Origin of the sequence: Streptomyces sp. BR123 (genome assembly GCF_013401435.1) — a bacterium.
Lineage (GTDB): Bacteria > Actinomycetota > Actinomycetes > Streptomycetales > Streptomycetaceae > Streptomyces.
This window is the reverse complement of sequence record NZ_JACBGN010000020.1, coordinates 1-19,236: the sequence shown is the minus strand read 5'-3', so window position 1 is coordinate 19,236 and position 19,236 is coordinate 1. Positions and strand designations below refer to the sequence as shown.

At 71.1% G+C, this 19,236-nt stretch carries 19 protein-coding genes; 6 read left to right on the top strand and 13 right to left on the bottom strand.

Annotated features, from left to right (window positions below):
* Nucleotides 1–34: 34 nt before the first annotated feature.
* From HYE82_RS05560 to HYE82_RS05550, 3 genes are all read left to right on the top strand, one after another.
* Nucleotides 35–454 carry a CBS domain-containing protein gene (locus HYE82_RS05560; protein ID WP_179172790.1) on the top strand — a complete coding sequence of 140 codons (420 nt, stop codon included), beginning with the start codon at nucleotides 35–37 and terminating at the stop codon, nucleotides 452–454.
* A gap of 49 nt (nucleotides 455–503) precedes the next feature.
* Entirely contained in the window at nucleotides 504–818 is a 315-nt protein-coding gene (locus HYE82_RS05555) for an SCO5918 family protein (protein ID WP_179172789.1), read from the top strand.
* Between the two features lie 813 nt (nucleotides 819–1,631).
* Nucleotides 1,632–1,973, top strand: a complete 342-nt coding sequence (locus HYE82_RS05550; RefSeq protein ID WP_179172788.1) for a MerR family transcriptional regulator — start codon at nucleotides 1,632–1,634, stop codon at nucleotides 1,971–1,973.
* A gap of 82 nt (nucleotides 1,974–2,055) precedes the next feature.
* Here the strand turns inward: HYE82_RS05550 and HYE82_RS38870 are convergent, their stop codons facing one another.
* On the bottom strand, nucleotides 2,056–2,565 hold the full coding sequence (locus tag HYE82_RS38870) for a hypothetical protein (RefSeq protein WP_306439544.1): 510 nt from the start codon (nucleotides 2,563–2,565) through the stop codon (nucleotides 2,056–2,058).
* A 50-nt stretch (nucleotides 2,566–2,615) separates the two neighbouring features.
* Here HYE82_RS38870 and HYE82_RS05540 point away from each other — a divergent pair, with 50 nt between their 5' ends.
* Entirely contained in the window at nucleotides 2,616–2,918 is a 303-nt protein-coding gene (locus HYE82_RS05540; protein WP_179172787.1) for a hypothetical protein, read from the top strand.
* Complete coding sequence (locus HYE82_RS05535; RefSeq protein WP_309144207.1) at nucleotides 2,915–3,619, top strand: restriction endonuclease; 705 nt, start codon at nucleotides 2,915–2,917, stop codon at nucleotides 3,617–3,619. Before HYE82_RS05540 ends, HYE82_RS05535 begins: the two co-directional genes overlap by 4 nt.
* A 189-nt stretch (nucleotides 3,620–3,808) precedes the next feature.
* Here the strand turns inward: HYE82_RS05535 and HYE82_RS05530 are convergent, their stop codons facing one another.
* Together HYE82_RS05530 and HYE82_RS05525 are read right to left on the bottom strand one after the other, a co-directional pair.
* Entirely contained in the window at nucleotides 3,809–4,276 is a 468-nt protein-coding gene (locus HYE82_RS05530) for an RNHCP domain-containing protein (RefSeq protein WP_179172786.1), read from the bottom strand.
* A 26-nt stretch (nucleotides 4,277–4,302) separates the two neighbouring features.
* The gene (locus tag HYE82_RS05525) at nucleotides 4,303–4,692 is read right to left on the bottom strand and encodes an RNHCP domain-containing protein (RefSeq protein ID WP_179172785.1); all 390 of its coding nucleotides are present in this window, start codon (nucleotides 4,690–4,692) and stop codon (nucleotides 4,303–4,305) included.
* Nucleotides 4,693–5,122: 430 nt separating this feature from the next.
* Here HYE82_RS05525 and HYE82_RS05520 point away from each other — a divergent pair, with 430 nt between their 5' ends.
* Nucleotides 5,123–5,533: a hypothetical protein gene (locus tag HYE82_RS05520; RefSeq protein WP_179172784.1), complete on the top strand. Its 411-nt coding sequence runs from the start codon at nucleotides 5,123–5,125 to the stop codon at nucleotides 5,531–5,533.
* A 100-nt stretch (nucleotides 5,534–5,633) separates the two neighbouring features.
* Here HYE82_RS05520 and HYE82_RS05515 read toward each other — a convergent pair whose 3' ends face one another.
* The 10 genes from HYE82_RS05515 to HYE82_RS05470 form a co-directional block, all read right to left on the bottom strand.
* Nucleotides 5,634–6,152, bottom strand: a complete 519-nt coding sequence (locus HYE82_RS05515) for a hypothetical protein (protein WP_179172783.1) — start codon at nucleotides 6,150–6,152, stop codon at nucleotides 5,634–5,636.
* Nucleotides 6,153–6,404: 252 nt separating this feature from the next.
* Entirely contained in the window at nucleotides 6,405–7,259 is an 855-nt protein-coding gene (locus HYE82_RS05510) for an immunity 49 family protein (protein WP_179172782.1), read from the bottom strand.
* A gap of 398 nt (nucleotides 7,260–7,657) precedes the next feature.
* Nucleotides 7,658–8,518, bottom strand: a complete 861-nt coding sequence (locus HYE82_RS05505) for an immunity 49 family protein (RefSeq protein ID WP_309144206.1) — start codon at nucleotides 8,516–8,518, stop codon at nucleotides 7,658–7,660.
* On the bottom strand, nucleotides 8,515–11,532 hold the full coding sequence (locus tag HYE82_RS05500; RefSeq protein WP_179172781.1) for a hypothetical protein: 3,018 nt from the start codon (nucleotides 11,530–11,532) through the stop codon (nucleotides 8,515–8,517). The genes HYE82_RS05505 and HYE82_RS05500 overlap by 4 nt, the downstream gene beginning before the upstream one ends.
* Complete coding sequence (locus HYE82_RS05495; protein ID WP_179172780.1) at nucleotides 11,529–11,954, bottom strand: DUF6507 family protein; 426 nt, start codon at nucleotides 11,952–11,954, stop codon at nucleotides 11,529–11,531. The genes HYE82_RS05500 and HYE82_RS05495 overlap by 4 nt, the downstream gene beginning before the upstream one ends.
* Before the next feature lie 34 nt (nucleotides 11,955–11,988).
* Nucleotides 11,989–12,300, bottom strand: a complete 312-nt coding sequence (locus HYE82_RS05490) for a pore-forming ESAT-6 family protein (RefSeq protein ID WP_179172779.1) — start codon at nucleotides 12,298–12,300, stop codon at nucleotides 11,989–11,991.
* 59 nt (nucleotides 12,301–12,359) lie between these two features.
* The gene (locus tag HYE82_RS05485) at nucleotides 12,360–12,692 is read right to left on the bottom strand and encodes a hypothetical protein (protein ID WP_179172778.1); all 333 of its coding nucleotides are present in this window, start codon (nucleotides 12,690–12,692) and stop codon (nucleotides 12,360–12,362) included.
* Between the two features lie 135 nt (nucleotides 12,693–12,827).
* On the bottom strand, nucleotides 12,828–14,246 hold the full coding sequence (locus tag HYE82_RS05480) for a DUF6177 family protein (protein WP_179172777.1): 1,419 nt from the start codon (nucleotides 14,244–14,246) through the stop codon (nucleotides 12,828–12,830).
* Nucleotides 14,247–14,293: 47 nt separating this feature from the next.
* Complete coding sequence (gene eccCa, locus HYE82_RS05475) at nucleotides 14,294–18,268, bottom strand: type VII secretion protein EccCa (protein WP_179172776.1); 3,975 nt, start codon at nucleotides 18,266–18,268, stop codon at nucleotides 14,294–14,296.
* A 3-nt stretch (nucleotides 18,269–18,271) separates the two neighbouring features.
* On the bottom strand, nucleotides 18,272–19,236 hold a 965-nt coding region (locus tag HYE82_RS05470; protein WP_256986946.1), incomplete at its 5' end, for a MinD/ParA family protein.

The window sequence follows — 19,236 nt, the reverse complement described above, 5'->3', positions numbered from 1 at the left end:
CAGGAAACCGGCACATCTCTGCAGGAGGCACCTTGTGACGCTCGTCCGGATGCAGCCCCGCCCGTCGAACGCCGGCTCGAACCGCTCGCAGCGCTCGCACCGGACGGTGCACGACGCGATGGAGGCGGCCGGGCCGCAGGTCTGTGACGACATGACGGTCGAAGTGGCCCTTGCCGTCATGGCCGGCGCCCGCGCCGGCCGTCTGCTCGTCAGCGACGAGCACGGCCTGTGCACGGGGCTGATCACCCAGGCCCTGCTCACCGCGATCCGCGACAGCGCGGCCTACACCGACCGGGCCCGACTGCGCGATGTCCTGGGCGAGCGCGGCCCGGTCACCTCGCCCTCGACCACGATGGCCGAAGCCGAACGGGCCATGCGCCACCGCAGGCTCGACGCCCTGCCCGTCGTCGATGAAGAGGGCAGCGCTGTGGGCATCCTCGCCTTTGCGCGCTGAACCGCCTCGCCGCGACACGACCGGTCCCTTCTCCTTCCTGTGAGGCCCCATGCGCTGTGTCATCGCCCGATTCCCGTTCGACCTGACCAAGAGCGGTGTCCTTGAGTCGATGAAGGGCGTCAAGCCCGAGCAGGTCGTCGGCGCGTCAGTGACCATCGGCCGCTGCACCTACCCCGTCAAGCAGGTCGGCCAGGTCATCACCGGCCAGGACCGACGCGACTTCAGCACCGGTGAGGTGCTTCGGGCCATGACCCGACTCGGGTTCACGTGCCGTACGGCCCCTCCCGCCGCCGAGCCAACGGGGCTGCTCAGCCCGCTCCCGCAGGCTTCCGCGGTACTCGGTGTCCAGGTGAACACCGACTGACACGACCGGCGCGAGCCGGCGCGCGCCCGCGCTCGAATCGAGGAAGGGCCCATCGGCATCCGCCGGTCGGGCCCTTCCTCGTGCCCATCGGCCTGCCGGACGGGAGCCCGTCCCGCACGCACCACGCCTCACGTCCGACCGGGCCGCGGCCCCCGCGGGCGCTGCTCCACGGATACCAGGCCGGCCCCGAAGGCCCAGCTCCCTTCCACGGACACGAAAATCTATTGCGGCCAGGGTGGATTTTCCGCAGCGCCGGGGTTATCGTTTCTCTCGTAGCCCAGACAGTCCGTAGGGCCCGGCAGAGACGAACTGCCGGGCGGCAGTACCAGCAGTCGCAATCCGCAGGACGGTGCGGTGGTGGAGTTCCGGAGCCAGGTTGGATGCAGGACGGCGCCGGGGCTGATCGCCGGACCGGGTGGCTCGCAGGGACGGGAGCTGCCGCGACCCGCTCTTGCGGTCAGCAGTGCACAGCAGTGAAGTCGGAGAGCAGCACCCGTGTGAAGGCGTCGGCTGCGGGCGCGCGCACCGGGAGTACACCCGTAGTTGATCACCGAGGGAAGAAACGGAGGAACCGAGCGCCATCAGGATCGCCCGGGCCGAACGACCGAGCCCGGGTACCGCAGGACATCGACAGTGAGGTGGTCTCCGGTCAAGCAACCGCGATCCCCGCACTCCCGGCAGCGTCTCGGCCGGGTCGGCGGAAACACAGGGTCGGCGCGTTATCAGGGCCGACAGATGGTGTAGTAGTTCCTTCGGGGCCCTGGTGCCGTACGGCACCAGGGCCCCTCAATGCGTTTCGTGAGAGAGGTGCAGATGACAGCACACAACTCGTTCGACGATCGTCTCGACGACGACGACTACCCCGCGTACACGATGGGCCGGGCCGCCGCCATCCTCGGCACCACCCAGGGCTTCCTCCGCGCGATCGGCGAAGCCCGCCTGATCACGCCGCTCCGCTCCGAGGGCGGACACCGCCGCTACTCCCGCTACCAGCTGCGCATCGCCGCCCGGGCCCGGGAGCTCGTCGACCAGGGCACCCCCATCGAGGCCGCCTGCCGCATCATCATCCTCGAGGACCAGCTCGAGGAGGCCCAGCGCATCAACGCCGAGTACCGCCGCGCAGCCGAAACGCCCGCGCAACCGCCCGCGGACTGAACGGGGGCGCCGTCCCCGTTCACCACCGTCCGGGCGGGAGCATGAACCATTCGCGTGGCGTCGTCGGCGCGGGCCGCGCGGGTCATGGCGGTTGGCGCGGCGTCGGGTGCGGTGCCGGGTGGCACCAGCAAGACGGCGAGGTGGCCCTTGCCATCGCGGGTGAGGAGGACGATGTCGTCTCACCTTTCTCGGCGTCTCGCACCATCTGCGCACCATCTGCGCCCGCATCACCTCGTGAAAGGTCCGAGGTGGTCAAGAGGTCTGCGAAGCGCGGCAGGCCGGCTTTCGCGAGTCGGGCGAGGCGGAGCACGGCGGTCGCCGATTCCGGTCCCCGCTGGCGCACCAGGATGCCGGTGCCCATGGTCGCCGCCATCGCGAGCAGGCTGATCACTTCCGTTCGCGCGTCGATGCCGGGATCGGCCAGGCCGGAGGCCTGGGCCTGTTCGAGCGGGCCGGCAACCGCGTTCTCGGCGGCGTCGGGATCGCCTGCCGGCCACGTGATCCATGCCCGCCAAGGGGGCGCGGCACGGACAGCCGGAGATCGCGAATGGTGATCGCGGGGTGACGCATTGTCAGTGCCGGGTGCTTTCATGGGCCGGTTACGCAGGGAGGCGTAGCGCGACTGACGAGGGGGACGCAGCAGTGCCCGTGATCGAGGAGTACGTGAAGGCGGACGGCACCGTGGTCGGGAGGCATACCCGCCTCCCCGCGGGTGCGCGCCGGGAGACGGCGATCCTGGGGGTGGTCGTCGCCGGAGTGTTCGTCTTCGGCAGCGGCACCACGACGACTGCCACCGGCGCGCAGCAGGGGCAGGAGCGGTTACCTCGGCCCCGGGCGACCACGGTGTACCCGATCAAGTGGCCGGGGTGGGACAAGCCGGCCGTGCGGCCGACGCCGACGGTCTCGTACCCGATCTTCCTCCCCGGCTCGGGGAGCGGGCGGTGAGCCGCCGTCCGGCCCGACGCCGCACGGGCGCAGGGCGCCGTCCACGGCGGCGCAAGGGCCCGGTGCCGGTCGACCTGTGGATGCTCGCGCTGGCCGCGGCGATGGCCTTGAGTCTGGTGCTGGCGGTGCTGTCGTGGCTGGCCGCGCATCCCTGGGTCGTCGCTCTCCTCCTCCTGGCAGCGGCTGGTGCAGGCGCTGTGTGGCTGCACCGGCGCCACGAGGCCGCGCGGTGGGACCAGGTCCGGGCTCAGGGGCTTCGGTACGCGGTCGAGCAGCTCGACGGCCTCCACCACCGCCAGTTCGAGTTCGCCGTACGCGACCTGATGCGCCGCGACGGATGCGACGACGCGCAGCAGGTCGGCGGGCGCGGCGACAACGGGGCGGACGTGAAGGCGACCGACCCCTTCGGCCGGCTCTGGGTGATCCAGTGCAAGCACCGCAAGGCCGGCTGGTCGGGCTCCGCCGTCGGCACCCCCGACCTCCAGGTCCTCAACGGCACCGGCCGCCAGATACACGGCGGAGACGTCCTCGTCATGCTCACCAACGGCCGCTTCTCCGCACCGGCCCTCGACTTCGCCAAGTCCCAGCGCCTGCACCTGGTCGACCGCAAGCTCCTCGCCCAATGGGCGGGCGGCTCCCGCCCGTTGTGGGAGCTCCTTCGTGCCGTCCCGCCGCCCCGAAAGCCCACATCGCTGTCCTGACCTCCGGGAACGGCCCAGCTGTCCCCTGGACCGCAGCTGGCGGGAAGGCGTCTGCGGGGGTGGTGCAGCACGCTGCACCACCCCCCGGCGTGGAAACTTCGCTGCGGCCCGTGGGTTCAGTCCAGGCCAAGGGTTTCAAGGTGAGCGAGGGAGGCCTTCCCATAGGCGTTCGATCGCGGTCACGTCTTCTCACTCTTCCCGTTGCGGTGGACGTCGTCGGTTGGGCGCGCGCCCGGGGCACAGGGTGAGCAGGGCGCGGGCGGCGGCCTCGGGGTCGGCGAGGGGTCTGAGGGCGAGGCGGACCAGGGCGAGCGGGTTGTCGTCACCGGCGATGCGGTTGGCGCTGAGCTCGCCGCAGGAGGCGCACTGGTGGATGATCAGCCACTCGCCGTCCGGGCGGACGGACATGCCCAGCGCCTCCATCCGGCCGCGGCAGTCGGCGTCGCGGTCGCCGGGGATCTTCCGGTCGACGTGCAGGCTGGCCAGGCAGTTGGGGCAGTGGTTGCGGTGCGCGGTGCCGGGTGCGTCCAGGGAGACATCGAGCCGGCAGGACGTGCACCGGAAGTCGTTGGCCCGGTGCCCGCCCTGGGTGTGCAGGACGTCCTTGTGCCGCTGCGGGCGCCGCCGCCCGCGGCCGCTGTTTGTGGTGCGTGACATGGCGGTGCTCCTTCTGCTGTCGGGCGTCAGAGGGTTCCGAACGCTTCGAGCGGGAAGGGGGGTTGGGCCAGCGGGCGGACTGCCATGCGCATCAGGACGAGCTGGTTGTCGTCGGCGCAGACCGGGTTCGAGGTGAGCTCGTCGCAGCGCACGCAGCGGTGGATCACCATCCAGTCACCGGTGCGGAGCACGGCGACGGCGATCGGGGACATCCGGCCCTCGCAGTCGCTCGGACCGCCCTCGACGTGGTCGAGGACGTGCCGGGAATGCATGCAGGACGGGCAGTGGTTGCGCGGTGCGCCGTCGGCGGCGTACGCGGACACGGTCAGGCCGCACCAGGCGCAGGCGAAGGTGTCGAGGCGGAGAGTGTTGGCGGTGTGATCGGTGTGATCGGTGTGATCGGTGTGGCTGGACACCCGGGGTGCTCCTTGCTGGGAAGTCGGTCATGACAGCAAGAGCAGGCCGAGTGGCCTCGTCAGAGAGCCCGGAAGCGCCATGCGGCGGCGAACGGGCAGGTCAGGGCACCGGAGGACACGTCCGGCAGCGGCCCGGAGAAATGGGCGGCGCAAGGCGGCGGACGGTTACGCGGTACGGCGAGGCGCACTCGGCGCGGGCCGGGTCATCAAACACCCTTTTCCAGGGCACAAGGGCCCAGAACGAAACAGAACGACGCCATCAGGCTAGCGGGGCGCCCTCCGGGGGCGTCAACGCATTATCCGGCGTGCTGCCGGCCGACGACGAGCCGCTCTGCGCCACAGGCCCCGGTCGGCGACCTGCGTCCTCGCAGTCGTCCCCTCCGGGCGGCCGTCACGGGCGGCCGTCACATGTGCGCTCTAGACTCCGGGCATGGCTGACCTGTATGCCCTTGACCTGGCCCTTGACCTACGGGAGTCCGTACCGGACCCGGTGCTCGCCGTCCTGCGCCGACACCTCGGCGAAGGAGAGCCTACGTCGGACGACGGGTTCGACATGTACCCCCTGCTCGCGGAGCGCGGGCCGGCGTACCGCATCGGCGGTGTGTGCGTGGCCGAGCTGGCCCGGACGGAGACCGGGTGGTCACTGACGGCACGGCAGGAGGTCCACGCAGAACTCATGCCGGACGTGGACGCCCTGGTGGAGCTCCTCGCCGCGCATTCCGACACGGTGGGGGTCATCGGCCAGCTCCGCTGGTACGAGGACTACGTCCTGGAGCTGCTGATCAACGAGTCGGGCACGGTGACCCGCCTGTCGCTCACCCCGGAGCCGACCCTGCCCTGACGCGGTCGGGCGCCTCGTTCGGGGAGGCACTGCCCATGCGGCGCCGCCAGCTCGACCGGCACCGCGGCGTGCACGCCGGCGAACGCCGACCCGCGGGCGGCTAGGGCAGCGCGCTGCTGACGCCGTCCACGATCATCATCCACATGGGCTGGCCGCCGGTGCCGAAGGCCGACGCCAGGGCGTAGCCGATCGACGCGTCCAGCGGCCGGACCTCGACGTCCTCCCGCCACTCCGCGAGGACCAGCTCGTCGCCGTCGGAGGAGAAGTCACCGATGTGCACGCCGTCGCGGGTCAGCCGGCTGCTGGGGATCGAGTCCGGGACCAGGCGGTAGCCCACTCCCTCGAACTCCACGTCCACCCGGTACGAACGCCTGCTCAGGCCGCCCTTGGCCGGCTTCAGCTCCGCTTCCCGGCCGTCGATCCGCAGGGTGAGGAAGGCGGGGTCGCGGGTGCCGATGGCGATCTGCGCGTCCGCTTCCGACTCGGGGTCCCGCTCCAGGACCACACGGGGGATCCCCTCACCGTCGACCTCAAGGCGGTCCTGGCCGTCCTGGTGGACGGTGATCCCGCCGAAACGGGTGTCCTCGATCGAGGTCGGGTTCCGGTCTGACTCGTTCATGCTCGGGTCCTTCGGGGCGGGTGGGACTGGTGGTGCATCGCCGGGGGTCCGGCGGCCGGGCAGGAGGCGGATGCTGCCCGCGTCCTTCCCGTAGAAGCGCTGGATCAGAGAGAACACTGTGGTCTTTTCCGATCCGCAAGAACCGACGATCGCGGTGCCGCGGTATCACGTGGGGAATTCTCTCAGCCAGCCGTGCGTGAGCAGGTACTGCGCCCGGCAGACCGGGCGGCGTCCACGCGGAGTCGCCGCTGATCAGGTCGGAAACTCGGCGATCCAGTCGCGGGTGAGCAGGTGGTGCGGGAGGTATCCGGATTCGACTTCGATCGCCATGCCGCCGTCGTACGCGTGACAGGCGAGAGCGAGGGGGGCCAGGGCGAGGTGCCCGTCGGGCTTCTCCGCGCGGTCTTCGTCGACGGTCCAGTACGCCTTGTGGAGTTCGAGGGACCGGGCGAGGAACTCGTTGAAGCCGGCAGGGTTGTTGGTGATCAGCAGGTAGAAGAGGTTGATGGGCGGCGCGAGAACGGCCTGCAGCAGGCTGCGCGGCGTGAACGACGCGACGTCGGGATGCGAGGTCTCGACGGCGAGGGTGAGCTTCTCCACCAGATCGGGGCCCTGCAGCCAGTAGGTCTGCAGGGCGTCCACCCAGTGCCGGGCGTAGGCGTCGTAGCCGTCGGCCGCGATACGGTCGAGCGGGACCTGGGCCAGCTGGGTCAGCCGCTCCCGGTCACGGCAGACCATGGCGAGCCAGAACGTGGTCAGCCACATCCCGAGGTCTGCGAAGCTCGCCGGACCGCCGGCCGGGAGCGTCCGCACCTCGCGGTTGATACGGCACTCCACCGTGCCCTCGTCGGCAGTCACGGTGGCGAACACGGCCGAGCCCAACTGGAGCGCGTTGACGACCGCCTCCCGCGTCTCCAACCTCTCCGCACTCGGGTCGACGGTGCATCGCGCACCAAGGTGCAGAAGGGCGTCATTGAAGACCACGTGCACCCAATCCGGATACTGCGCCAGCCTGTCGATGTCCTGGTAGAGGGACTTTCCGAGGTGCTCGGCCCATTCCTCTTCCGTGACACCGGCGGTGAAGTGCCGACTCACGATGACGGTCACCGAAGACTCCTCCTGCTCAGGTCGACTGCTCGTCCCGTTCAACGGTGAAGTAGCGGTCTATCGTGGCAGCCTTCAGCCAAGCCAGCCGCCGAGCTTGTGGTGGGGGCTCCTACCGGCCGGCGCCGGCCTGGGCCTGCGCAATCATGCCGGCCGCTGCCATCTCCGCTACCGGGGACCTCGGCGACCAGCTCCTCCAGGCGGCCCAGGGACTTGCTCCGGAGGCGGCTCAGATCTCCGGACCCCAGACGACCACGAAGATCCTGTGGCCGGTTCGGTGCTTCCACGTTGCCGTCACACGACGCAAACAGCTCCACCCTGCCGACCTCTCCGGAGCCGATACCGACTTTGACGACGCGGTGGCTTCGGCCGTGCTGTGGACAGGGAAGCCTGCCGCGGTATCACGTGGGAAATTCCCCCAGCCAGCCGTGCGTGAGCAGGTACTTGGGGAGGAACGGCGATTCCACGTCGATCGGGAACTTCCCGTCGTGGGCCATGCACGCCATGGCGAGCGGGCCCAGGGGAAGGGCACCGTCGATGTCGGTCGCCCGCTCGTCGTCCAGGGTCCAGTACGCCTTGTGCAGCTTCAGGGCCTCCACCAGCGCCGGCCCGAACTCCTGCTCGTGCTTGCGCACGACGTGGTAGAAGAGGTTGAGCGGCGGATACATCACACCCTCCAGCGCATCGCGCGGAGTGTTCCGCGCGACCTCGGGATCCGAGGACTCGAACGCAGCCATGAGCTTGTCCACCAGCCCGGGCCGCCGGAGCCAATAGGTCTGCTGGACATCGATCCAGTGGAAGACGAAGTCGTCGTACGCGCCCTCCGCCGAGCGCAGTCGCTCCAACGGGACCTCACACAGCTGCATCATCCGCTTCTGCTCACGGCAGATGACGGCCAGCCAGAAGGCGCTCAGCCAGTTCCCCGCATGGGCGAACGGCTGCAGACCGATCACCGGCAGCGACCGCATCCTGCCGTTGATGAAGCACTCGACGGTGCCCTCGTCCGCGCCGGTCACGGCGAACAGCGCCGAGCCGACCTGCATCGCCGTCACCGCGGCTTTCCAGGATTGCAGCCGGTCCGCCGACGGGTCCGCGACGGAGTGTGCCTGCAGCGCGACGAGAGCGGCACCGTAGGCCAAATCGATCATGTCCGGCGACTCTTCGAGGTCGTCGACGAAACCGGCCACCTGCTCGCTCAGCCCATCGGCGAACTCTTCGGCATCAGAGCGGGGCACAAGATGGCGGTCAACGGTTTCGGTCACGGAAGAGTTCTCCTAGTGGTGTCGAAGGTTCGGTACTGCAAGCCAGTGTAGCTTCCGGTATTTATCTCGCCCTTGACAACGATGTATTCGAGCCTTCCGTTCTTGCGCGCCCTCCACAACTTTTCCACGAGCTCTTTTTCGCCGCGCTTGTTCATCTCTTGGAAAATATCGAAGAGGTATTCCTTGCTTCCTTGCGGGACTGATGGCCCCTTGACACCGGGCACTCTGGGAGGAGGGGGGTCGAGGTCACGCTTGCCGAGGCGGGTTTTGATGCTGCTCTTGCCCTCCATGATGACCGCTCGCCCGTCGGGGTGCAGCCACACCTGGTCGAATTGGTCTGCGCCACTTGCCGGGCCGAGGAGTTCCTGCTTGACGAAGCCGGGGCGGTGCTCGGCCATGAAGTGGTACTCGGCCGCCGCCTCGCCGAATTTCGCGGCGGCGTCACCCATCGCCGTGTGGGCCACCGTGTACGCAGCCTCGGCCTCCGGGCTACCGGTCGAATTCTTCCACTTCGTTACGACCTGATCGTGATCTATGGCGGCTTGGCGTCTGTGCGCGAACCCATCGAGGATGTTGAGCCGCGCCGGATCGGAGACGTCCTCCCGGCCCAGGGGTTGGTAGGCGTCTTCGATGTAATGGGGCTCAGGAGGTTCGGGGGTGCTCTTGGCCGGGGTCCACGGGGCGTCGGGCGCCAACTTGGTGAGTTGGGGCGGGGCGTACCCACTCTCGTCCTTGTTGGAAAGACGCAAGCGGTGGCCGTCCTTGTCGTAGTACCGCTTGCGGTATCCGGGCTCTTCATTGGCCCGGTATACCTGGATCTGCTCGATCTGCTCCTTGGTCAGGCGGCCACGCGGGCCGTAGGGGTTGTCGCCGTCCAGCATGAAGCTGGGCCGCTCCACCGGCTTCCGCGGACTGGTCGGGCCACCCGTTGCAGCATCGCCGGTCGCGCTCGAACCCGATGGAGCCGCGGCTGCGTCATGCCCCGTGCGGGCCGCGTCGTCGCCGGGATTGTGGGTGCCGCCCGCTCCCGGAGCATCCGGGTGGGATCCGCCGGTGGACGCGCTGTCGGTACGGCCCGTGCCGCCGGCCGGGGAGTCGGGGTGGCCGCTGCCGCCGGTGGACGGGTTGTCCGTACGCGGGCCGGGGGTGGTCGGGGTGTCCGTACGGCCGCCGGTGGACGGGGTGTCCGCGCTGTTGCGGGGCATGTTGTCCGGGGCGTGGCCGCCCGGGGTGGTGTCCGGGCGGGGTCCGGGGGTGTGGTCACCGACGGTGCGGACCGGGTCGGACATGTCGGAGCTCAGGCGGAACATGTCGTCCCCGCGGCCGCCGACGCCGGCGCCGACGAGGACGCGCTCCTCCGCCTTGACCGTGGCCGGCGAGTCCGCCTTCGGGGCGTCGGCCTTGGGAGCGTTCGCACCGGAGTCGGGCCTGCCCGACGGGGTGTTGCCGTCCGCGTCAGGCCTGCCCGAGGGGCTCGCAGCCGCGCCAGCCGTACCCGGCGAGCCGTTGCCGTCCGCGTCAGGCCTGCCCGAGGGGCTCGCGCCCACGTCAGCCCTGCCCGAGGCGGTGTTCGCGTCGGCCTTCGGCGCGTCTGCGATGTCGCCCGGGGCCTGGTCGGCCCGCTGGAGGACGTTGCCCTTCGCGTCGTAGATGGCCCCCTTGGGGTCCATGAACTGCGGCGCGCCGTCCGTGGGCAGTTTCACCGTGCCCGGGGGGAACGTGGTCGTGCCTTCGGGGAGTTTGACGGTGTCGTTGGGGAGCTTGATCGCGCCTTCGGGGACGGCCGCGCCCGAGGGGAGGTGGATCGTTCCGTCGGGCAGCATCTTCGCACCGTCCGGCAGGGCCACCGCGCCGTCGATGTTGATGCTCGGGATCTCGCCCTTGCCCATGCCGCGCAGGGCGGCCATCACATCGCCGATCTTCGAGAACCCGGCACCCGCGCCCTTGAAGATGTACGTCATCGGGTCGACGGCCCGGCCCGCCTTGCCTGCGAAGGACAGGGCCTTGGCGACGGCGCCCGCCTTGCCCGCGCCGGACACCGCGCCGCCCGCGCCGCCCGTGAAGACCGTGGTGAGGACGTTGAAGGTGACCGCGCCGGCCGCGCGGGACGGGTTCGAGCCCCACTGGTCCCATGCCAGAAGCGCCTTGCCCGTCTCCTTCATCGCCGTACGGGAATCCCGCAGCCAGGAAGGGAGCTTGTCCGCCGGGGCGGCGAGGAACAGCGGGCCCACGCCCGGTATCGCGGTGATCGCCAGGCCCGTCGCGAGCTTGGCCAGGCCGGTCCACGACTGCTTGAACGTGTCCCAGCCCTGCAGGCCGACCAGGCCGCCCAGGCCCTTGAGGGTGCCCCACACGCCGTCCACGACGACGCCCTTGCCGAAGTCCCAGGCGTGCTCCCACACCTGCCACGCCGGAACCGACTCCTCGACCGCGTCGCCCCACGGCAGGGACTTCGCCTGCTTCAGCGCCTCCCCGTCATAGCCGTACATGTCCGCGGCGTTGGAGCCGTCGTTCACCCGCAGCGGCTTGCCGCCGACCAGCGCGACGATCTTCGCGTGAGCGGTCCGCTCCACGGCCTGGAATTCGGCCCATACTTCGGCGATCTTGTTGCGGCGTTCGAGGTTCTCGTCGATCAGATCGCCGTCCTCACGCCACTTCTCGTCGTCCGCCACCTTCAGAAGGAACGTTCCTGCTTCCTTCTTCAGGTTCTCCAGCTTCTTCTTCAGCGGCTCGACGTCCCGCGCGTACGCGCGCAGTGCGCCCGCGATCGTGCCCATGTCCGTGCTCAGCTTCAGGCCGAGGTCGGAGACCGGCTTCGTCGTCGCGAACAGCTGGTCGGCTTCGGGCGCCCGGTAGAAGGCCTGGAGGCCGCCGAAGCTGGAGTGGACGTCGCCGGCCTTCGTCGACACGGCGGTACCGCCGGAGGAGATCGCCTTGATCTGGATGTCGAGCTCCACCAGATTGCCGGTGAAGACCGGCACCTCCACCGGGTCGACGGGATCCTTGTCGCTCACCTGCCCCCGCCCGGCTTCTGGCGGAGGACCTCCAGGTTGACGGACCTGGCCGCGTCCTGGGCCTGCTTGGCCGACTCCAGGTCGCCTTCGAGGTACTCGTTCGTCGCCTTCACCGCGCCGAGGATGCAGGCCTCGATCCGCTCGGCCATCGACTTGAGTTCCTTCTCACGGCCCTTCAGGTATTCACCGAGGGCGGCGGCCACCGGGCCCATGGCGCCCTTCATCGTGGGCGCGTGGCCGGGGGCCGGGTTGGGTATGGCCGTCTTGGAGACGGAGCCCGGTACGGCCGTTCCCGCGGCCTCACCCGCCTTCGACATGGCGGTGACCAGCGTGTTCAGCGCCTTCTCCAGATCGCCGGCGTGGCCGCCGACGGTCTTCAACTGCCCTTGCACGCCCTGCGGCTTGATGTCCCACGCCGTCATCGGTGTCCCCCGTCCCCCGTGTCCGCCCCCGCCGTCAGCCGATGTTGTCGACCGCGGCCTTCGCGCGCGTCTGCGTCTGGCGCGCCGTCACGTCGTTCTTCGCCAGCGTCTCGTTCAGCAGCCGGATGATGCTCTTCACTTCCTCCGAGACCTTCTTCCAGCGCTGCTCCTTGGCGTGGTACTCCGCCGACACGCCTTCCGCCTCGAAGTCCGACATCACCTTGGCCACCTGCCCGTCGCGCGCCGCGATCACCGTCTCCAGCTGGCCGATCACCACCTTGATGTTGCCCTGCGCCTCCGTGGACGCACCCGAATCGTACGAACGACGGTCCTGGCCAGCAGCCACTACAACCACACTCCCCGTTGAGATCGAAAACCCTGCAACAGCCGCCCTCGCGGCCCCCGTCAGCGGCCGCGGAAGCGCGCCGCGTCGAAGTTCGCCGACGCCATCTGCGTCCTCGCGTTGTCGCCCTGCTCCTGGTCACCCGAGGAGAACGCCTTCTCCATCCCGGCCTGACCGCCCAGGATCGCCGCCAGCGACGCGTTCAGCTCCTTCGCGATGTCGTCGGCCCGACGCTTGAAGTCGTCGAACGCCACCTTGCCCTGGCCGTTGAACTTCCCCTCCAACGGCTGCGCCGCCTGCACCAGCAGCCGGATCAACGTCCCCAGGTCCGTACTCGAACCCTGCGACCCCTTCATCAGGGTCGTCAGGGCCGTGGACCCCATGTCGAACTTCATCGCCCACACTCCCCCGCACACGCGTTCAAACGATCGGTTTCAGTCGAATGTATGTCTACTTCTATCAAGACGCATCGCATCTGCAATGTCCAACACAGCGGTTGTGACTGACGTATGACAATCCACCAGCTGCACTCACGCGCCCTTCAGGTGGCGCACCAGGCGTTCGAAGTCCGCCCAGCCCGACAGGTCCGACGGGTCCCCCGGCAGCGGGTAGTAGTAGGCCGGGCGGGCCTTCGGGCCCAGTCTGACGGGGGGCTGTGACAGCGGGGTGTTGCGTGCGCGGTCGTCCGGCATCGCCCGGACCTCCTCCGCGCCCAGGACGAAGGCCAGCGGCACCCCCGGGCCCTCGAAGCGCGGAGGGACCAGGAGGTCGCGGCGGGCTTTGCGGAGCTGTACGAGCATCGACTGGAGCCGGTGGCGGGTGGCGAGCACCTCGGCGGTCCGCCGGAGGGCGTCCAGGGGCACGTCCTCGTCGGGCCCGTAGCCGAACGCCAGCGTCACGTCCTCCTCGACGCCCGCCTTCGTACGGGTGACCTTCACCGTGGCGATGCCGGGCCGGTCCGGGCTGCCGACCACCACGAACCACGTCGGCTCGGGCGCCCGCGCGTACGCCACGTCCGTGAGACGCCCCGGCGACCAGGGCAGGTTGGCCGGCTCGGCGGTGCCCCAGCCCCCCGGGGGCCCGCCGGTCAGCTCGCGCCACACCGTCTCCACGGACCCGCCGAGGACCAGCCGGTCGTCCGCGGGGTGGATCGTGCGGTAGGTGACGGCGAGCTGCCGCTCCCCCGTCTCCGCCGCCTGCCGGTACGAGGCCGCCACCGGGGTGCGCGGGTCGTCCTCGGTGGCGTCCGCGGGGACGACGGTGGCGAACATGCCCTCCTGCCAGCGCAGCACCGCGCCGCTGAGGCCGTCGTAGTAGCCGTCCTGCTGGTCCTGCACCACCCACCGCGAGGGCCATCCCGGCATCACGGACATCACCGCCGGGGACAGCTTCGTCCCGGGCGGGGTGACGATCTGCAGGCCCCGCTCGGCCGCGGCGCAGGCCCGGAATGCGTCGGCGAGCCAGGCCGTCATGGCGACGACCGGCCGGTCCATGATGACCACGGCGACGTTGCCGGTCAGCACGTCGACGGCGGGCTGCGCCGCGGCCGGCGTCGGCGCGACCCCGACCCCGTCGGACGCCACCACGGCCAGCGAGCGCGCCGCCTCCGGCGGCCAGGCGGTGCCGCCCGACAGCGAGGCGAGGCGCGCCGCGAACGTCCCCGCGAGCCGCTCGGCCTCGGGCACGCCGGTGGTGGCGCGGGCCTCGGTCCACCAGAACGGCACCGGCGGCGGCGTCGCCCCGAGCAGCCGCTCGGCCTCGCCTTCGACCTGCACCAGCAGCGGAGCCTCGACCGAGACCAGCGGCCGGCCCTGCGCGTCGCAGAGCTGCACGACCGCCCCCTCGCCCGCGGTGTCCACCAGCTTGTCGGGCCCTCCGGAGAGCAGGCCCGCGAGCACGGCCCACGGGTCCGGCATCCGCGGGGTGAGGGCTATGACGTCCTTGGTCATGGCGTTCGTACGGTCCTTCGCAGGTCGTTACTCGGGCGTGTACTGCGTCACTCGGACGTGTACACGGTCTGGATCAGGCGGTTCGGCTGGCCCCTGCGGACGAGCACGCCGCGCCCCGGCGGCTGGAAGCCTGCGTACACGCCGGGGAACAGCTGGCCCTCGCCGCGGTCGCCGGTCATCACCAGCGCCGAGGCCCCCGACTCGCGCAGGCCCTGCACCAGCGGCTCGTACAGGCCGCGGGAGGCGCCGGCGACGCGCCGGGTCAGGACGAAGTGCAGGCCGATGTCGACCGCCGACGGGATGTACGGGACGAACGGGGCGAGCGGTGCCTGCCCGGCCGTGGTGAGGACGTCGTAGTCGTCGACGAGGACCACGATCCGCGGGCCGCCGCCCCAGCTGCCCGGCTCCAGGTCCTCCAGCGGGGCGCTGTCGTCGGGCAGGCGTCGCTCCAGCTCGCCCGCGATGCCCGCGGCCAGCCCGGCGCACATCTTGGCGTTGTAGGCGTAGCCGCCGTTGAACTCCTCCGGGACCACGCCGCGCAGGCTGCGCCGCGGGTCCATGATCGCGAAGACGAGTTCCTCCTCGCCGTACCGCTCGATGAGGCCGCCGGCGATGGTCTTCAGGAGGTTCGTCTTGCCGCATTCGCTGTCGCCCATGACCAGCAGGTGCTGGTCGTGGTGGAACAGGTCGAGCAGGACGGGGGCCAGGGCCGTCTGGTCCAGTCCGATCGGCACCCGCTGCGGCTCGGCGACCGGCCCCGGCAGGACGTCCGGCTCCAGCAGGTGCGGCAGGACCCGCACCGGCTGGGCGGTCTCCCCGCTCCAGGTGGCGCGCACGGTCCGGGCGGTGCGCTCCAGTACGGCGCCCAGCTCGGAGGTGTCGGCCTGCCCGTCGGTGCGGGGCAGGGCGACCTGCGCGAACAGCTTGCCGTCGGTCAGGACCCGGCCGGGCTCGTCGGCCGCGAGGGTCTCCGAGAGCTTGCGCTCGATGCTGGACTCGCTCGGGTCGTTGAGCCGCAGCTCCACACGGGTGCCGAAGTTGGACTGGGTGGCGATGCGGACGTCGTTCCAGCGGAGCATGCCCGCGACGACGTGGATGCCGTAGCCGCCGCCGCGCTTGAGGATGTCGACGACGGCGTCGTCGAGTTCCTCGAAGTCGTCGCGGAGCGCGCCGAAGCCGTCGACGACGAGGACGATCTCGGCGGAGGCCAGTTCGGGCAGTCGGCCCGCCGCGTGCAGGGTGCGCAGCTGCTCGACGGAGTCGATGGTGTGGTCGCGGAAGACGTCCTCGCGGACCGCGAGCATGTTCCGCACCTCTTCGACGGTGCGGGCGGCGCGCTCGCGGTCGGCGCGGCCGGCGATCCCGCCGACGTGCGGCAGGCCGGCCAGGGCCTGGAGGCCGCCGCCGACCAGGTCGAGGCCGTAGACGCCGACCTCCTGCGGGGTGTGGGTGAGCGCGAGGGAGAGGACGAGGGTGCGCAGCAGGGTGGTCTTGCCGGATTGGGGGCCGCCGATGACGGCGGCGTGGCCGCCCGCGACGGTGAGGTCCAGGTACCACTCGCCCTGCCACTGCTTCGCCGGGTCGTCGAGCAGGCCGAGCGGCACCACGAGCGGGCCGCGCCGCTTGGCGAGCTGCATGCCGCGCGGGCCGACGCCGAGCGGGCCGGCGACGGCGTCGAGGGGGAGCGCGGAGGGCAGCGGCGGCAGCCAGATCCGGCGGACGGGGGCGGCGGCGTGCTCCAGCTGGCCGACGATGACGCCCAGTTCGGTGGGGCCGCTCTCGCGGCGCCGGCCGCTCGGCTCCTGCGCGGACCGGTTCTCGGGCTCGGCGAGGGTGTTGAAGGCCTCGTACTCCAGGGCGAGCGGCCCGGTGTCCTCGTCCTCGTCGTGGCGGACGGGGCCCCGGTAGGCGCCGGAGACGTAGCTCGCCTTGAAGCGCTCGTAGTGGCTGGTGTCGACCTTGAGGTAGCCGAAGCCGGGCAGCGGCGGCAGGTGGAAGGCGTCCGAGGTGTCGAGGACGGTACGGGACTCGTCGGCGGAGAAGGTGCGCAGGCCCAGCCGGTAGGACAGGTAGGTGTCCAGGCCCCTGAGCTTGCCGCCCTCGATGCGCTGGCTGGACAGCAGCAGGTGCACGCCGATGGAGCGGCCGATGCGGCCGATCGACAGGAACAGGTCGATGAAGTCGGGCTTGGCGGTGAGGAGCTCGCCGAACTCGTCGATGACGACGAACAGGTGCGGCAGCGGCTCCAGGTCGGGCCGGCGGTCGGCGCGCAGGGCGGCGTAGTCGCCGATGTCGGCGACGTTGCCGGCGTCCTTGAGGACCTGCTGTCGGCGCTTGACCTCGCCGGCGAGGGAGGCGTGGACGCGTTCGACGAGGCCGGCCTGGTTCTCCAGGTTGGTGATGACGCCGGCGACGTGCGGCAGGTCCGCGAACGGTGCGAAGGTGGCACCGCCCTTGTAGTCGACGAGGACCAGGGCGAGGTCCTCCGGCGGGTGGGTCGCCACCAGCGCGAGGACGAGGGTGCGCAGCAGCTCGGACTTTCCGGAGCCGGTGGCGCCGACGCACAGGCCGTGCGGGCCCATGCCGAGCTCGGAGGACTCCTTCAGGTCGAGCAGGACCGGCTCGCGGGAGTCGCTGATGCCGATCGGCACGCGCAGGAAGGCGCGCTCGCCCCGCGGCGCCCACAGGGCGGGGAGGTCGAGGCGGGCCACGTCATCGATGCCGAGCAGGTCGGCGAAGTCGACGGGCCCGGACAGCGGGGCGTCGGCGAGGGACTCGGCGGACAGCCGGAGCGGGGCGAGCATCCGGGCCAGGCCCTCCGCGGACGGGATGCCGACCTCGTCGACGGTGCCGTGGGCGCTGACCGGTTCGGTCTGGCGCAGGTCCTCGATGAGGATCTGCGGCCCGTCGACGGTGATGCGAACGCCGACGTGGCCGGGCTCCTGGATCCGCTGTTCGAGCAGGTGGAGGACGGTGATGCCCATGTCCCGCAGGCCGACCGCCTCGTCGGGGCGGGGCAGTTCGACGGCGTCCTCGCCGTGCCCGTCGGCGACGACGAGCAGCCGGGAGTTCATGGTCAGCGCGTCCGTGCCGGCCAGGCCGCGGCGCACCTCGGCCGCGTAGGAGGCGCGGCGGTTCAGCTCGGGCGCGAGGAGGCGGGCGAGCTGGGCGGTGGAGGGGGCGATCCGGCGGGCGGGGACGGGCCCGTCGTGCTGCCCGGAGTCGAGCAGGTGGGGCATCCACTTGGCCCAGTCCCAGTCGGCGATCCGGTCGCCGGGCACGGCGAGGGCGACGGCGACGTCGTCGGGGGCGTGGAGGGCGGCGGTCTGCACGAGCAGGGCACGGGCGACGCGCAGGCAGTCCTCGCGGGGCCCGATGACGCTGATGTTGCCGACGCGGTCCAGGGGGACGGTCAGCGGGAGCTCGGTGCCGGTGCGGAAGCGGGCGGTGAGCGCGGAGGCCTCGTTGAGCATGAACTGGTCGGGCGGGGTCAGTACGGAGGACCCCTGCTGGCCGATCTTCAGGTCGCGTACGGGCATCTCGCCGGTGCCGACGCGCACCTGGAGGAAGTCGCCGTCGGCGCGGCGCCGCTCCCACAGCCGGGCCGGGTCGCGCAGGACGTCGTACAGGGCCTGCGGCGCCGGGTTGAGCACGTCGGCGTGCTCGCGCCGCTCCCGCTCCTCGCCGGCGAGCTCCTCGCGGAGGTCCTCCAGGTAGGCGAGGTACGCCTCGCGCTGGGTGCGGCGGGCGCGCTGGGCCTTGCCGCGCTGCGAGAAGGCCATGACGAGGGAGCCGGCGACCGTGACGCAGAGGATCATTGCGCCGAGCGCGGCGAACTGGCTGTTGCGGACCACGGTCATCATCACGACCGAGGACATGACGCCGGCCACGGGCAGCAGCGACATGGCAATGTTGCCCGCCTTCCCCTCGGGAAGGTTCGGCGGGGCCTCGATGGTCCGGGCCTCGGTGGCGGCCGGGGGCTTGACGGTCCGGGCCGGGCGGTGGATCAGTCGGGTACTCATGCGTCAGTGGCGCTTCTGGGAGAGCTGGAAGACGTCCGCGGCGAGCCGGGTGGCGATCGTCCGGGTCGACTCGGCCAGCAGTTCGGTACGGATGACGCCGCCGCTCGCCAGATGGCGGTCGTACGGCAGGACGTGGACGGTCGCCCCGGTCGAGCCGAGCGTTCGGGCGGCCTCGTCGAGGTCGATCCCGGAGTGCGGGGACTGCTCGGTGATGACGACGACCGTGCCGGCGATCAGGTGCGGGGGCAGGCCCTGCATCCACTGGAGGACCGCGTAGGTGCTGGCGATGCCGTCGAGGGCGGCGGGGGTGGCCAGGACGCGGGCCTGGGAGGCGGACAGCGCGACGCGCGCCACCTCCGCGGGAAGGGTCTCGCAGTCGACGACGGTCACACCGAAGTAGCGGCGCAGCGCCACCATGGCCCGCTCGTAGGACCGGAGGTCCAGCATGGCGCCGATCCGGCCCTGGCTGCCGGGCAGCAGCCAGGCGTTGTCGCGGAGCTGGACGAGGTAGCCGGTGACGTCGAGAAGGGACATCTGCGGTTCGACGATGTCGGCGAACTCGCCGGTGGTCCAGCGCAGGCTCTCGGCACCGAGCCGGATGGGGAGGGAGCCGAGGGCGGGGTCGGCCTCGACGAAGAGGACGGGGTCCTGGCGGTAGTGGGCGTACGTGGTGCCGAGGAGGGCGGCGACGGTGGACTTGCCGGCGCCGCCCCGGATGGACGTGACGGCGATCTGGCGGCCGGTCGTCACGGGCTGCTGGAGCAGTTCGGCGGTGCGGGTGGCGTCCGCGACCTCGCGGGAGGCGGATGAGGAAACGGTTCGCCAGAGGGTGCGGGCAGCGCGGGTCGCGAACGGCTCGCCCCGGCGGGCCCCCTTGTAGGCGCCGACCAGGCTCTTGTCCACCACGGGCCGCGCATCGGGCGTCCGGGTGGCACCGCCCTGGCGGGGGGCCGCGCCCCGAGCCGGGT